The sequence below is a fragment of the Nonomuraea sp. NPDC050202 genome, assembly GCF_040656115.1.
Classification (GTDB): domain Bacteria; phylum Actinomycetota; class Actinomycetes; order Streptosporangiales; family Streptosporangiaceae; genus Nonomuraea.
This window is the reverse complement of the sequence record NZ_JBFALF010000003.1, coordinates 13,631-27,649: the sequence shown is the minus strand read 5'-3', so window position 1 is coordinate 27,649 and position 14,019 is coordinate 13,631. Positions and strand designations below refer to the sequence as shown.

General features: G+C 71.5%; 11 protein-coding genes. 5 read left to right on the top strand and 6 right to left on the bottom strand.

The features are described 5' to 3' along the window. The first annotated feature begins 179 nt into the window (after positions 1-179). Both AB0I79_RS10165 and AB0I79_RS10160 read left to right on the top strand, forming a co-directional pair. Positions 180-1,175: a peptidase gene (locus tag AB0I79_RS10165; protein WP_357869768.1), complete on the top strand. Its 996-nt coding sequence runs from the start codon at positions 180-182 to the stop codon at positions 1,173-1,175. Positions 1,176-1,230: 55 nt separating this feature from the next. After that, positions 1,231-2,322: a trypsin-like serine protease gene (locus tag AB0I79_RS10160; protein WP_357869765.1), complete on the top strand. Its 1,092-nt coding sequence runs from the start codon at positions 1,231-1,233 to the stop codon at positions 2,320-2,322. Positions 2,323-2,452: 130 nt separating this feature from the next. On the opposite strand, the gene AB0I79_RS10155 is transcribed toward AB0I79_RS10160, so the two are convergent. Beyond that, entirely contained in the window at positions 2,453-3,880 is a 1,428-nt protein-coding gene (locus AB0I79_RS10155; protein ID WP_357869762.1) for an aldehyde dehydrogenase family protein, read from the bottom strand. Positions 3,881-4,172: 292 nt separating this feature from the next. On the opposite strand from AB0I79_RS10155, the gene AB0I79_RS10150 reads away from it, so the two are divergent. Next, complete coding sequence (locus tag AB0I79_RS10150) at positions 4,173-4,799, top strand: TetR/AcrR family transcriptional regulator (protein ID WP_357869759.1); 627 nt, start codon at positions 4,173-4,175, stop codon at positions 4,797-4,799. Here AB0I79_RS10150 and AB0I79_RS10145 read toward each other — a convergent pair. Further along, on the bottom strand, positions 4,756-6,480 hold the full coding sequence (locus AB0I79_RS10145) for a PucR family transcriptional regulator (RefSeq protein ID WP_357871605.1): 1,725 nt from the start codon (positions 6,478-6,480) through the stop codon (positions 4,756-4,758). The genes AB0I79_RS10150 and AB0I79_RS10145 overlap by 44 nt on opposite strands. Positions 6,481-6,572: 92 nt before the next feature. On the opposite strand from AB0I79_RS10145, the gene gabT reads away from it, so the two are divergent. Both gabT and AB0I79_RS10135 read left to right on the top strand, forming a co-directional pair. Beyond that, positions 6,573-7,901, top strand: coding sequence for a 4-aminobutyrate--2-oxoglutarate transaminase (gene gabT, locus AB0I79_RS10140; RefSeq protein WP_357869756.1), 1,329 nt, complete (start codon positions 6,573-6,575; stop codon positions 7,899-7,901). A gap of 203 nt (positions 7,902-8,104) precedes the next feature. Further along, a complete protein-coding gene (locus AB0I79_RS10135; RefSeq protein WP_357869753.1) occupies positions 8,105-8,305 on the top strand; it encodes a hypothetical protein in 201 nt (66 codons plus the stop codon). Between the two features lie 135 nt (positions 8,306-8,440). Here the strand turns inward: AB0I79_RS10135 and AB0I79_RS10130 are convergent, their stop codons facing one another. From AB0I79_RS10130 to AB0I79_RS10115, 4 genes are all read right to left on the bottom strand, one after another. Then, positions 8,441-9,601, bottom strand: coding sequence for a hypothetical protein (locus AB0I79_RS10130; protein ID WP_357869750.1), 1,161 nt, complete (start codon positions 9,599-9,601; stop codon positions 8,441-8,443). A gap of 73 nt (positions 9,602-9,674) precedes the next feature. Next, positions 9,675-11,183 (bottom strand): CoA-acylating methylmalonate-semialdehyde dehydrogenase, encoded by a 1,509-nt coding sequence (locus tag AB0I79_RS10125; protein WP_357869747.1) that lies wholly within the window; start codon positions 11,181-11,183, stop codon positions 9,675-9,677. Then, the gene (locus tag AB0I79_RS10120; RefSeq protein ID WP_357869745.1) at positions 11,180-12,460 is read right to left on the bottom strand and encodes an aspartate aminotransferase family protein; all 1,281 of its coding nucleotides are present in this window, start codon (positions 12,458-12,460) and stop codon (positions 11,180-11,182) included. The genes AB0I79_RS10125 and AB0I79_RS10120 overlap by 4 nt, the downstream gene beginning before the upstream one ends. Positions 12,461-12,546: 86 nt before the next feature. After that, positions 12,547-13,995: an MFS transporter gene (locus AB0I79_RS10115; RefSeq protein ID WP_357869742.1), complete on the bottom strand. Its 1,449-nt coding sequence runs from the start codon at positions 13,993-13,995 to the stop codon at positions 12,547-12,549. Positions 13,996-14,019 lie beyond the last annotated feature (24 nt).

The following is a 14,019-nucleotide window of genomic DNA, read 5'->3' as shown; positions in this document are numbered from 1 at the left end:
TGTGCGGCGCACTCCGGCACATGGGACCGGTCGTCCATAAATTCCCTCCTTATGTGACGCCCGAGAATCCAGTGAATTTATGACGGAATATCGTCATATCGGAATGCGCAAATCTTGAGAAATCTGGATATTGCTACGGCTACCTTCCAAGCTCACCGTCCGGTTTAGGGAGGTTCGTAATGCACCGCCGCTTCGCCGTGCTTTCCACCGCCGTCGTGCTCACCGTCGCCTTGGCACCCACCAGCACGGCCGACACCAGCACGGCCGACACCAGGGCGCCGCGCCCCAGGCCCGCCCAGCAGGGCGCCGCCGACACGGCCGCCGAGCGGCGGCAGGTGCTGACGTACTGGACCGAGAGCCGCATGGAGGCCGCCCAGCCGCTGAAGGCCCCGGCCCCGAAGGCGGGGACGGCGGGTGAGCCGGAGCGTGGTGCCCCGTCCACCGCCCCGTCCACCGCCCTGCCCACCCGTGAGCTGCAGGCGGCCAGAACCCCGGGCGAGGCGTGGACCGGCGGCGGCGCGGTGGCGCGCACGACCGGCCGGGTCTTCTTCACCACCCAGGGCGGACGCAACTCCTCCTGCTCGGGCACCGCCGTGACCAGCGCCAACAAGAGCGTGGTACTGACCGCCGGCCACTGCGTGAAGATGAGCGGCGCCTTCCACACGAACTGGGTCTTCGTGCCCGGCTACGACAGGGGCAGCCGCCCGTTCGGCACCTGGGCCGCGACCAGGCTGCTGACCACGCCGCAGTGGAACGCCAGGGAGGACGTCAACTTCGACGTCGCCGCCGCCGTGGTGGCGCCGCTCGACGGCAGGGCGCTGGTGGACGTCGTCGGCGGCCAGGGCGTGGCCTTCAACCAGCCCAGACGCCGGCAGATGTACGCCTTCGGCTACCCGGCGCTCGCCCCGTACGACGGCTCCAAGCTGATCCACTGCAGCGGCAGGGCGTTCGACGACTTCGTCGGGACCGGCGACCTCGGCCTGACCTGCAACATGACGGGCGGTTCGAGCGGCGGGCCATGGATGCTGAATTTCGCCGAGTCGACCGGGCTCGGCACCCTGAATTCGGTGAACAGCTTCAAATACAGCTTCGCCCCGAACTGGATGCTCGGCCCCTATTTCGGGAACGAGGCGCAGGCCGTCTACCAATCGGCACAAACGGCCAGCGTACTCTGAGGAATTTACCGAAAGTAGTCACAAGAACACATCTCGTGGTGCACACTCGGGGGACATGACCTTGAGCACCCCCCTGCTTGCGGCGGCCCCGCTCCTCGCGGGGCTGATCGGCCCCGCGCTCCTCGGCGCCGCACCCGCCCGCGAGCAGGCCGACCCATCGGCCGTCGTGCCAGCGCACACGGCCAAGCGGAGCGACATCGTCGAGCACGTCGCCGCCCGCAGCGCCGCCGACCACCGGCGCGTGCTCGACTACTGGACGCCCGAGCGCATGGCCAAGGCCCTGCCGATCGGCCTGCTCGACATCGTGACGGACGTGACGGACGGCGGCGACCTGCTGAGCGGCGTCACGGGTGGCGCGGGCGTACGCACCACCCCCGACCTGACGGGCAGGAAGGCCGACCTGACGCTGCCGCGCAAGCTGATGGGCTCGCACCACCTGGCCGCCGCCAGGCCCGACACCAGCACGATCGGCTCCCGCTGGATCACCGGCGGGCAGGTGGCCAGGACGACGGGCCGGGTCTTCCTGACCGTGGCGGGGGCCGACTTCGTCTGCTCGGCGAGCACCGTGAACAGCGCCAACAAGGACGTCGTGGTCACCGCCGGCCACTGCGTCAAGGACGGGGCCGGCGAGTGGGCGGCGAACTGGACGTTCGTCCCCGGGTACGGCACGAGCGGCCTGCGCCCGTACGGCCAGTACACCGCGCGCCGCATGTTCGTCGCCGGCCCCTGGTCCCGCAGCGGCGACGACAACTACGACGTCGGCATGGTGGCCCTGGCCCCCTCGCACGGCAGGCACGTGGCCGACGTGGTGGGCACGCAGAAGATCGCGTTCAACGCGGCGCGGGGCGGGCAGGCGTTCGGCTTCGGATACCCCGCCGACCCGCCGTACGACGGGGACCACCTGGTCTACTGCGCGGGCCGCCTGAAGAACGACCCGTACGGCCAGACCCGCGACCAGGGCCTCGGTTGCGACATGACGGCGGGCGCGAGCGGCGGGCCGTGGATGACCGGGTTCGACACGGCCAGCGGCAAGGGCACGATCACGTCGCTGAGCAGCTTCAAGTACAGCGACGACCAGCGCACGATGTACGGCCCGTACTTCGGCGACGCCGTCAAGGCGCTCTTCGAGACCGCACAACACGCCTGACCCGGCGGGGCGCCCTGTCCAGGACAGGACAGGACGGGGCGCCCCGCCCGGTTCTCAGCTCGTCCACCCTGCGCTCAGGCTCTCAGCTCGTCCGCCCGGCGCTCGGGCTCTCACAGCATCCGCCCGGCGCTCAGAGCGTCAGCCCGGTCAGCACCATGACCTTCTCGTAGGTGTAGTCCTCCATCGCCGAGTGCAGCCCCTCGCGCCCGATCCCCGAGTCCTTGACCCCGCCGTACGGCATCTGGTCGGCCCGGTACGAGGGCACGTCACCGATGATCACACCGCCCACCTCCAGCTCCCGGTTCGCCCGGAAGGCGGCGTCCAGCGAGCGGGTGAACACCCCGGCCTGCAGGCCGTACTTCGAGTCGTTGACCATCGCGTACGCCTCGCCGATCGAGCCCGCGGGCTGGAGGATCATGACGGGGCCGAAGACCTCCTCGCACGCCACCTTGGCGTCGTGCGGAACGCCGGCCAGCACCGTCGGGGCGATGGTCGCGCCCTGCCTGGTGCCGCCCGCCAGCACCTTCGCCCCGGCGGCGACGGCCTCCTGGACCCACTGCTCGACGCGCTCGGCCGCGGCCTCCGACACCAGCGGGCCCACCTGGGTCTTCTCGTCGGCGGGGTCGCCGGTGACGAGGGCGGAGACGGCGGGCAGCAGGCGCTCGACGAACGCGTCGTAGACGGGCTGCTCGACGATCACCCGCTGCACGGCGATGCAGCTCTGCCCGGCCTGGTAGTTGGAGAACAGGGCGATGCGCTGGGCCGCCCAGTCGAGGTCGGCGTCGGCCAGCACGACGGCCGCCGCGTTGCCGCCCAGCTCCAGCGTCACGTGCTTGCGCGGCACCTGGTCGGCGATGGCGTAGCCGACGGGCGCGGAGCCGGTGAACGACACGACGGGCAGCCTCGGGTCCTGGACCAGCGCGGAGGCGCGGTCGTTCTCGATCGGCAGCACCGAGAACATGCCCGCGGGCAGGTCCGTCTCGGCCAGGATCTCGCCGAGGAGCAGCGAGGACAGCGGCGTGGCGGGGGCGGGCTTGACGATGACGGGAGCGCCGACGGCGATGGCCGGCGCGACCTTGTGAGCGACCAGGTTCAGCGGGAAGTTGAACGGCGTGATCGCCAGGACGGGGCCCTTGGGCACGCGGGAGACGTACGCCAGGCGCCCGGCCGCGGCCGGCTCGGTGTCGAGCCGCTGCACGCCGCCGGACCAGCGGCGGGCCTCCTCGGCGGCGAAGCGGAACGTGGCCACCGCCCGCCCGACCTCGCCGCGGGCCCACATGATGGGCTTGCCGTTCTCGGCGGTGATCAGGTGGGCGATCTCGTCGGCCCGCTCGGCGATCCGGCGCGACACGTGGGCCAGGGCCTCGGCCCGCACGTGGACGGGCAGCGCGGCGGCCTGCGCGGCCACCGCGGAGGCGGCCGCGACGGCCTCCTCGACCTGGGCGTCGGTCGGCACGGAATGCCTGCCGACCGCGCGGCCGTCGTGGGGGTTGGTGACAGTGAGCTCGGTGTCCCCGGTCGCGGCGCGGCCGGCCAGCCAGAAGGTACGCACGTCCATGTCTCCGACGTTATGCCAAGGCATGGACCGGGGATTTACACCACGATGCACAACACTCCCACGAGGGCTCACCGTTAAGTACAAGCCCCGATGTATACCCATGATGTAACAGAAGTAGACCCAATTCGGGATGTTTACCATGCGGAGTGGTTTGAGCGATCTCCGCTATGGCTAAGTCATCGGGTGCGGGTCTCCAGCGCGGTGGGCCCCCGACTCAGAAAGGCGTGGGCCCCGTGACCGAACAGCGTGAGGTCACAAGGACGCAGAGCTCCTTGGCCACGAGGGAGGTCGCATGACCTCGGCGCCTCTGGGCCTGCAGGGCGCCTACCTCATGGGTGAGCGCGCCGGCCACGACGAGCTGCGCTCCCGCCTCCTCGACGTCGCGGTGAACCTGCTGCGGACCGACGGGCCCGACAGCCTCACCATGCGCCGGATCGCGGCGGAGGCAGGCTGCACGACGACCGTGATGTACACGATGTTCGGCAACCGGGAGGGCCTGGCGGAGGCGCTCTACCTGGAGGGGTTCGAGCGTTTCCGCCGCTTCCTGGAGGCGGTGCCGCAGCGCCGCAACCCGCTGGAGCAGCTCAACGCGCTCGGCCCCGCGTACCGGCAGGCGTGCCTGTCGGAGCCCGGCTACTACAGCCTGATGTTCGAGCGGGCGATCCCCGGCTTCGAGCCCAGCGAGCGCGCCAGGACACTGGCCCGCGCGGCGCTGAACATCCTCGACCGCGTCATCGCCGACTGCATCTCGGCCGGCTACCTCATCCCGACCCAGCCCCGCAAGATCGCCGACGCGCTGTGGGCGGCCGCGCAGGGGGCGATCTCCCTGGAGCGGGCCGGGCACCTGCGCGACGGGCGCACGTACGAGGCGGTGACTACGGCGACTGTCTGCTGCTACCTCGTGGAGAAGCAGGAATAGCGCCTCTCCTGGCCGCCTCCAGGGCCAGCCACAGCTCGGCGCGGGTGCCCGGGTCGTCGAGGTCGCGGCCCAGCAGCTCGGCGACGCGTCTCATCCGGTAGCGCAGGGTGTGGCGGTGCACGCCCAGCCTCTGCGCCGCCGCGTCCCAGTGGCCGTTGCTCTCGAGGTAGGCGCGCAGCGACTCGACCAGGTCGGCCCGGGAGCCGTACGCGGTCAGCGGCGCCAGGACCGCGGCCGAGAACGCCTGGGCGGCGGCCGGGTCGAGCAGCCCGAGCAGGCCCTGCCCGGCCAGCTCGGCGAACCTGACGACACGACCGGCGTTCCCCGCCCCGGCCGTTCCCCTGCTTCCACGGCCCGTGTCGTCCCGGCCGCGCGCCGCGTCCAGGGCGCGGCGAGCCTGGTCGAGCGCGTTGCGCAGGGCGCTTTCCGCATATCCGCAGGGCTGGCTGATCCCCACCGGCGCCTCGACGCTCGCCGCCGTCTCCTCCGCCGCGCTCTCGGCCGCGATCCCGATGGCGGCGCCCCCGGTAGCGGCGCCCCCCGCAGCGGCGCCACCGGTAACGGCGCCCCGGATTCCGGCGGTCTCGATGCCGGCAGGGCCCGGCAGCGCGGCGAAGCCTCGTGCCTCCAGGGCGTCCAGGGCGTCGGCGTCCGCGGCGAGCACCACCAGCGGCGCCTCGGGCAGCCGCCCGCCCAGCGCCGCCAGCACGGCGCGGGCTCGCTCGCCCTCCCCCGCCAGCAGCAGCTCCAGCACCGCGGTGCGGACGCGGCGTTCGGCGGCGAGCTGGGTCCTGCCCTGCTCCATGGCCAGCGTGAGCAGCGAGCCGGCCGCGTTGATCACCGTGTGGGTGACCGGGGTGAAGGCGTGCGGGGCGCCGACGGCGAAGAAGCCGCGCGGGCGCGTCCCGCCGCCGAGCGGCTGCACGACGATGTGCTCGCCGGGCCCGGACAGCGCCAGGCTGGCAGGCATCCGGTCGCCGCCACCCGCCCGTGGTCCACCACCTGCCCGTGACCCACCGCCCGCCCGTGACCCACCGCCCGCCTGCGCTCCACCACCCGCCCGCGCTTCACCGCCCGCGGCCTCCACGGGCTGCCCGCGGCGCCGGGCGAGCTCGGCCGTGACCGCGTCCGTGTTGGCGCCGCGCGTGGCGTGGCAGACCTCGCCCGGCTCGTCCAGCAGCGCGGCCCAGCCGCCAACCTCCCTGGCCAGCCGGTCGATGACGGAGTGCATGCCCTCCGGCCGCAGCGCCGCCCGCGTCAGCCGGCCCTGGGCGGCGAAGGCGCGGCTGATCTCCTCGTACTGCTCGGCCGCCAGCAGCTCGCTGACCGCCTTGCCGACCGCGATGAACGGGGTCTCGCGCGGCACCTCCAGCAGCGGCAGCCCGGCCGACTCCGCGGCCTCGACGAGGGCGGGCGGCACCTCCTCGTGCGAGACGCCGACGCCGAAGCCGAGCCCTGCCACGCCCCGGCGCACCAGGCGGGCCACATACCCCGTCAGGTCGCCTTCCATCCGCATGCCGGTGGTGAGCAGCAGCTCCCCGCCTTCGAGGTACGGTGTCGGATCCGCGAGCTCGCTGACCGCGACCCAGCGCACCGCGGCGTCCAGCACCCCTGGCCGCGTGGTCCCGGCGACCGGCCGGAGGTTCATGCGGCGCACGACGGTCTGCAGCGAAGGCGGCATGAGCGATTTGTCCATTCCGGCAAAGACGAGCACTCCCAGTGTGACATATCGACGTATCGGAGCTGATGGGAGCCCGCCGTACCGTCAGAGCCATGAGCATTCCCCAGGAGCGGCGCGTCGTGACCGCGATCCCAGGCCCCAAGTCCCAGGAGTTGCTGGCCCGCAAGCAGGCGGCCGTTCCGCCCGGCATCGGCACCACGCTGCCGGTCTTCGTCACCCGCGCCGGCGGCGGCGTGGTGGAGGACGCCGACGGGAACTCGCTGATCGACTTCGGCTCGGGCATCGCCGTGACGAACGTGGGCAACGCCGCCCCGAGGGTCGTCGAGCGCGTCCAGAAGCAGGTCGCGGACTTCACCCACACCTGCTTCATGGTCACCCCGTACGAGTCGTACGTGCAGGTCTGCGAGAGGCTCAACGAGCTGACGCCGGGCGACCACGACAAGCGCACGTTCCTGGTGAACTCGGGCGCCGAGGCGGTGGAGAACGCCGTCAAGATCGCCCGGCACGCGACCGGCCGCCAGGGCGTGGTGGTGTTCGACCACGGCTACCACGGCCGCACGCTGCTCACGATGACGCTGACGGCCAAGAACATGCCGTACAAGCAGGGGTTCGGCCCGTTCGCGCCGGAGGTGTACCGGGTGCCGCTGGCGTACCCGTTCCGCTGGCCGACCGGCCCCGAGAACTGCGCGGAGGAGGCCGCCGAGCAGGCCATCGATCTGATCACCAAGCAGATCGGCGCGCAGAACGTGGCGGCCGTGGTGATCGAGCCGATCGCGGGCGAGGGCGGGTTCATCGTGCCCGCGAGGGGGTTCCTGCCGCGGATCGCCGAGTTCTGCCGGGCGAACGGGATCGTGTTCGTGGCCGACGAGGTGCAGACGGGCTTCGCGCGGACCGGGACGCTGTTCGCCTGCGAGGACGAGGGCGTCGTGCCGGACATCATCACCACCGCCAAGGGCATCGCGGGCGGCCTGCCGCTGGCGGCGGTGACCGGGCGTGCGGAGATCATGGACAAGGTGCACGTCGGCGGCCTCGGCGGCACGTACGGCGGCAACCCGCTCGCCTGCGAGGCCGCGCTGGGCGTGCTGGAGACGATCGAGGCCGAGAACCTGGTCGCCAGGGCCCGCCGCATCGGCGAGATCATGCTGCCCCGGCTGGAGGCGCTCAAGGAGCGCTTCGACGTGATCGGCGACGTGCGCGGGCGCGGCGCGATGATCGCGATCGAGCTGGTCGAGCCCGGCACCAAGGAGCCGAACCCGACCGCCGTCCAGGAGGTCGTCAAGCGCTGCCACGCGGAGGGCCTGCTGGTGCTGACCGCCGGCACGTACGGCAACGTGCTGCGCTTCCTGCCCCCGCTGGTGATCCCCGAGCACCTGCTGGAGGAGGGGCTGGGGATCTTGGAGAAGGCGATCGCCGAACTCTGACGAAGACCAACGAAACGGGCATCCAGCTTGGGCTGGATGCCCGTTTTGTGGTGTAAACGGCCCCGTCCGGGTAGAGAATTCACCCTGACTTGACGCTCAGCTGGACGCTCACGGCCTCGGTCAGGGTTATAACGGTTCCGACATACGGTGGGGCGATGGCAGGGAGCGTGATGAACTGGGGTCCGACCAGAACGGCGCAGGATATGTTGACGTTCGACCCTGACGGCCTGACCTGGGCCCAGCGCGACGGCGACGCCTGCGTCGTCTGCCACAAGAGATGGCCGCGGCCGCGCGTGCGCGTGGGCCGCCTGCCCGATGACGCGCCCGTGCTGGCCTGCGCCGACTGCGCGGAGGCGCTCCTGCCCGCGCCCATGGCCACCGTCGTGGCCTTCCCGTCTCGCTAGCCGCTCCCCGCGCGCCTCAGCGACCCGAGCGGCGGCGAGACGCCCCGGGACAGGGGGGAAGGCCCGGGGCGCCTCTGGCGAGCCACGCCCAGCGGGGGATGGGCGGGCACGTGGCACGGCGTCGCCCGGGCCTGCTCACTTGAGGAGCTTGTCCCACCGATCGGCCCAGACGCGATAGTCAGTGCATTCCCCGTCCTCGGCCCGGCAATCCCCGGGCGGCCGCGTCGCGAACACCACGCGGTCGAGCCGCTTGGCGTCGCCCACCCCGTACGCCTCGCACATCGCCCTGGCCCGCTCCTTGCACGCCTTGGAGTTGGCCGGCGCCATGCCCACCCACGCCGCCGCGTCGCGCTGCGCGTTGGCCGCCGTCACCCAGTTGAGCCACCGGTAGGCGCAGGTGGTGTCGGGCACGTTCGCGCCCAGCATCCAGGAGTCGACCCAGCCGGTCGTCCGCGGCGTCGAGATGGGCTTGACCGCCATGCCGGCCTGCTGCAGGAGCAGGCGGTAGTACGGCGTGACCTGCGCGTAGTCGAGCGACCCGGTGGCGAAGCCCCTGACCAGGTCGACCGGGTTCTTCCAGTAGGTGCGGTCCTTGTTGCGCTCCAGCAGCGCCATCGCCTTGCCGAACTCGGCCTCGCTCAGCTCGTACGGCTCCTTGGCCGACCCCTCGGCCAGGGCCGCCTCGGCGATCGTCAGCGGGGTGTCCCTGAGCGCCGCCCGGTCGGAGGAGAACGCCTGCTCCAGCCCGCCGCCCCTGACCCTGGCCGAGTCGTGGACGAACTCGTGGTAGGCCCACAGGTACGGCACGCCGTACGCCTTGCCCGACACCGTGGTCATGTCGCGGAAGCGCTCGGTGAGGTCCTTGTAGTCGCTGACCTTGGCCGGGTCGATGGGCTGCACCTGCTTGGCCGCGATCAGGTCGGCGGCCAGCACGGGCCCGGCGGTGATCACGTCGTAGGGCCGCTGGGTGAGCCTGCCGGCCATCTCCTCGGCGGTCTGCACGGTGTCGAGCCGGGCGATGCGGCAGCCCGTCTCCTTCTCGAAGTCGCCCACCCAGTTGACCTTGGGGCTGACGCCCCCGTACTCGGCGTAGCCCCGGTAGGTGAGGATCTGCAGCGTGCCGTCGCTCTGCGTCGCGGTCGGCGTGGGTGTGGGGGTGAGTGTGGGTGTCGGCGTGACCTTGGCGGGCGGCCTGGCCATCGCGCTCGTCGCCGGCGCCGGGTCCGTCACCGCGGCCGTGCCGGCCACCAGTGCCGTGGCGGCGAGCGCCAGTGCGTACGTACGCCGACGATTCACGTTGCCCCCTTGTCCTGTCACGCTGGAGCTTACCGGTGACAGGACCTGGGGGGACGCCGCCCGCGGCCCGCGGTCACCCGTTCGTGGGGAAGCCCAGGTTCACGCCGCCGTGCGAGGGGTCGAGCCAGCGTGAGGTGACGACCTTGCCTCGGGTGTAGAAGTGCACGCCCTCGGTGCCGTGCACGTGCGTGTCGCCGAACAGGGAGGACTTCCAGCCGCCGAAGCTGTAGAAGGCCATCGGCACCGGGATCGGCACGTTGATGCCGATCATGCCGACCTCGACCTCGTTCTGGAAGCGGCGGGCCGCGCCGCCGTCGTTGGTGAAGATGGCGGTGCCGTTGCCGTACGCGCCGCCGTTGATCACCTCCAGGCCCTCCTCGTAGGAGCGGACCCGGACGATCGACAGCACGGGGCCGAAGATCTCCTCGGCGTGCGTACGCGAGCCGGCGGGCACGTGGTCGAGCACCGTCGGGCCGAGCCAGAAGCCGGGCGTCTCGGCGGCCTTGCCGCCGCCCAGGACGGGCGTCTCGCGGCCGTCCACGACCAGTTTGGCGCCCTCCTGGACGCCGAGGTCGAGGTAGGAGGCCACCTTGTCGCGGTGCGGCCCGGTGACCAGCGGCCCCATCTCGGACCTGGAGTCGTCGCCGGGGCCGACGGTCAGGCGGCCGACCCGCTCGACGATCTTCTCGACGAGCTCGTCGCCGATCGGCTCCACGGCGAGCACGACGGAGATCGCCATGCACCGCTCCCCCGCCGAGCCGAACCCCGCCGACACGGCCGAGTCGGCCACCAGGTCGAGATCGGCGTCGGGCAGCACCAGCATGTGGTTCTTGGCGCCGCCGAGCGCCTGGACCCGCTTGCCGTGCGCGGTGCCGGTCTCGTAGACGTACTGGGCGATGGGGGTGGAGCCGACGAACGACACGGCGCGCACGCCGGGGTGCTCCAGCAGCCGGTCCACGCTCACCTTGTCGCCCTGCACGACGTTGAACACGCCGTCGGGCAGCCCGGCCTCCTGCCAGAGCCTCGCCATGAGCAGCGAGGCCGACGGGTCCCGCTCGGACGGCTTGAGCACGAACGTGTTCCCGCACGCGATCGCGATGGGGAACATCCACATCGGCACCATCGCCGGGAAGTTGAACGGCGTGATCCCGGCCACCACGCCCAGCGGCTGCCTGATCGAGTAGGAGTCGACGCGGGTCGAGACGCCCTCGGAGTAGCCGCCCTTGAGCAGGTGCGGGATGCCGCAGGCGAACTCCACGACCTCCAGCCCGCGAGCCACCTCGCCGAGCGCGTCGGAGTGCACCTTGCCGTGCTCGGCGGAGATCAGCGCGGCCAGCTCGTCGCGGTGGGCGTACATCAGCTCGCGGAAGCGGAACAGCACGCCCGCCCGCTTGGTCAGCGACGCGTCCCGCCAGCCGGGGTAGGCCGCGGCGGCCGCCGCCACGGCGGCGTCCACGTCGGCGGCGGAGGCCAGCGCGACGGTGCCGCTCACCTCGCCGGTGGCGGGGTTGAAGAGCTCCGCGGTACGGGCGGCGTCGCCGTCCGCGAGGGCTCCGTTGATCCAGTGCTTGACGGACTTCACTGCGCTGCTGCCTCTGCGTCGATCGTTTCGAGGGCGGTGACGATGATGCCCAGGCCCTCGGTGGCCTCGTCCACCGAGAGCGTGAGGGGCGGGGCCATGCGGATGGCGGTGCCGTACAGGCCGCCCTTGCCCGCCAGCAGGCCGGCCCGCTTGGTCAGCTCCATGAACCGGGCGGCCTGGGCCGGGCTCTGCAGCTCGACGGCGAACATCAGACCCTTGCCGCGCACGTCCTGGACGACGGCCAGCCGCTCGGCGGCGGCCTTGAGCCCGCCGATGATGATCTCACCGGTCCGGGCGGCGTTGGCCTGGAGGTCGTGGTCGAGAACGTAGTCCAGGGTGGCGTTGGCGGCGGCCATGGAGATCGGGTTGCCGCCGAAGGTGGACAGGCCGACGGCGTGCGGCGCGTCCATGAGGTCGCCGCGCGCGACGACACCGCCGACCGCGAAGCCGTTCCCGAGCCCCTTGGCGAAGGTGATCATGTCGGGGGTCACGCCGTGGTTCTCGATGCCGAAGAACGCGCTGCCGGTCCGGCCCCAGCCGGTCTGCACCTCGTCCGAGATGAACAGGATGCCCTGCTCGTCCAGCACCTCCTTGTACGCCGCGAACAGCCCGTCGGGGGCCATCGTGAAGCCGCCCACACCCTGGATCGGCTCGGCGATCAGCGCCGCCACGTCGTTGGAGACGGAGGTGGCCAGCACGTGGCGCAGGTCGTCCACGCAGGCCCGGATGTAGTCGGCGTCCGACAGGCCCTTGAACTGGGTCAGGTGCCGGTCGGCGCCGTGCAGGAAGTGCACGTTGAGCGGGGAGAGCGAGTTGTTCTTCCAGGAGCGGTTGGAGGTGACGCTGATCGCGCCGAAGCTGCGCCCGTGGTAGCTCTGGCGCATGGCCAGCACCTGGTCGCTCCTGCGCGCGTACGTGGCCAGCAGCAGCGCGGTCTCGTTGGCCTCGGTGCCGGAGTTGGTGAAGAAGACCTTGGCGTCGGGGATGCCGGACAGGCGCGCGATCTTCTCGGCCAGCTCGATCTGGCCGCGCAGCAGGTACACGGTGCTGGTGTGGACCACGCCGGTGGCGAGCTGGCGCTCGACGGCCTCACGTACCTCGGGGATGTCGTACCCGATCATGTTGGTCAGGATCCCGGCGAAGAAGTCGAGGTAACTCTTGCCGTCAGCGTCGATGACACGGTTGCCCTTGCCGCTGACGATCTCGATGGGGTCGTTGTAGTTGAGGGCCAGCCAGTTCGGCATCACTGCCCGGTGGCGCGCGAGAAGCTCCGACATGTTACCGAGTATCCCTTTTCCGGCCAGGGGCTCCTACACGCAACATGTCGGAGGGGAGGTGACTTGGTTTACAGAGTGGAACCGTGTCAGACCTTCGCGAGCTCGGGGGAGGCGGCGGGCGCGGCCGGGCGCAGCACCGTGACGGCCAGCAGCGCCGCGGCGACGCAGAAGGCCGCGCCCACCCACGAGCCGAGGTGCATGGCGGAGGTGAAGGCCTGGTTGCCCGCCTCGGCGAAGCCCAGGGTGTGGGCGCCGCCGATCGACTCCCTGGCGGCGGCGGGCAGGCCGGCGGGCATCTCGGAGGTGTACCGGGTGGCCAGCACGCTGCCCAGGACGGCGATGCTGAGCGCCATGCCGACCTGCTGGACGGTGTCGTTGAGCGCGGAGCCGACGCCCGCGCGCTCGACGGGGATCGCCGCCATGAGCGAGGTGTAGGCGGCAGGGCCGGCCAGGCCGCCCCCGATGCCCATGATCACCAGTCCGGTGGCCAGCGGCAGGAAACCGGTCGTCGTCGCCATGACGGCGAAGCCGCCGGCCATCAGCAGCAGCCCGGCGCAGACCAGCACCCGGTTGCTGAGCTTCTTGCCGAGCCCGGCGCCCACGCCGTTGAAGATCGCGGCGGCCACCGCGTACGGCAGCATGGCCAGGCCGGCCTGCATCTCCCCGTACCCCAGCACGAACTGCAGGTACTGGGTGAGGATCAACATCACGGCGCCGGCGCCGAACGACATGAGCAGGATCGAGAACGACGCGCCGCTGAAGTTGCGGTTGGCGAACAGGAAGAGCGGCAACATCGGCTCCTTCTGGCGGCGCTCCCAGACCACGAACGCCACCAGGGCGACCACGGCCAGCGCGATGACGGGGATGTTCCACTCCCGCTCGATGATCACGTAGACGGCCGCGGTCAGGCCGACGATCGACAGCACCACGCCCACCGGGTCGATCTTCCTGCCCTCGCTGCGGGTCTCGGGCATGAGGACGACGGCGGCCACGACGGCGACCGCGGCGATGGGGATGTTCAGCAGGAAGACCGAGCCCCACCAGTAGTGCTCCAGCAGGAAGCCGCCCACGGTCGGCCCGGAGACCAGGCTGATCAGGGCCACCGCGCTCCAGGCGGCCATCGCCTTGCGCCGCTCCTCCTCGTCGAACACGGTCATCAGGATCGACAGCGTGGAGGGCATGACGAGCGCGCCGCCGACGCCCATGAGGCCGCGGGCGGCGATGAGCTGCCAGGGCTCGGTGACGAGCACGGCGAGCAGCGACGCGCCGCCGAAGAAGACCAGGCCGATGATGAGGAAGCGGCGGCGGCCGTACTTGTCGGACAGGCTGCCCGAGGTGAGCAGCAGGCCGGCGAAGGCCAGCACGTAGGCGTCGATGATCCACTGGATGTCGGACGGCGTCGCGCCCATCTCCTGGTTCAGCGAGGGGATCGCCAGGTTGAGCACGGTGTTGTCGATGCCCAGGACGAGGAGCGCCAGGCAGAGGACGGCGAGGATCCACCAGCGACGGGGGTCTCGTACAGTGTTCGAGTTCACTCGCACAGCGTACGACAACCCTCG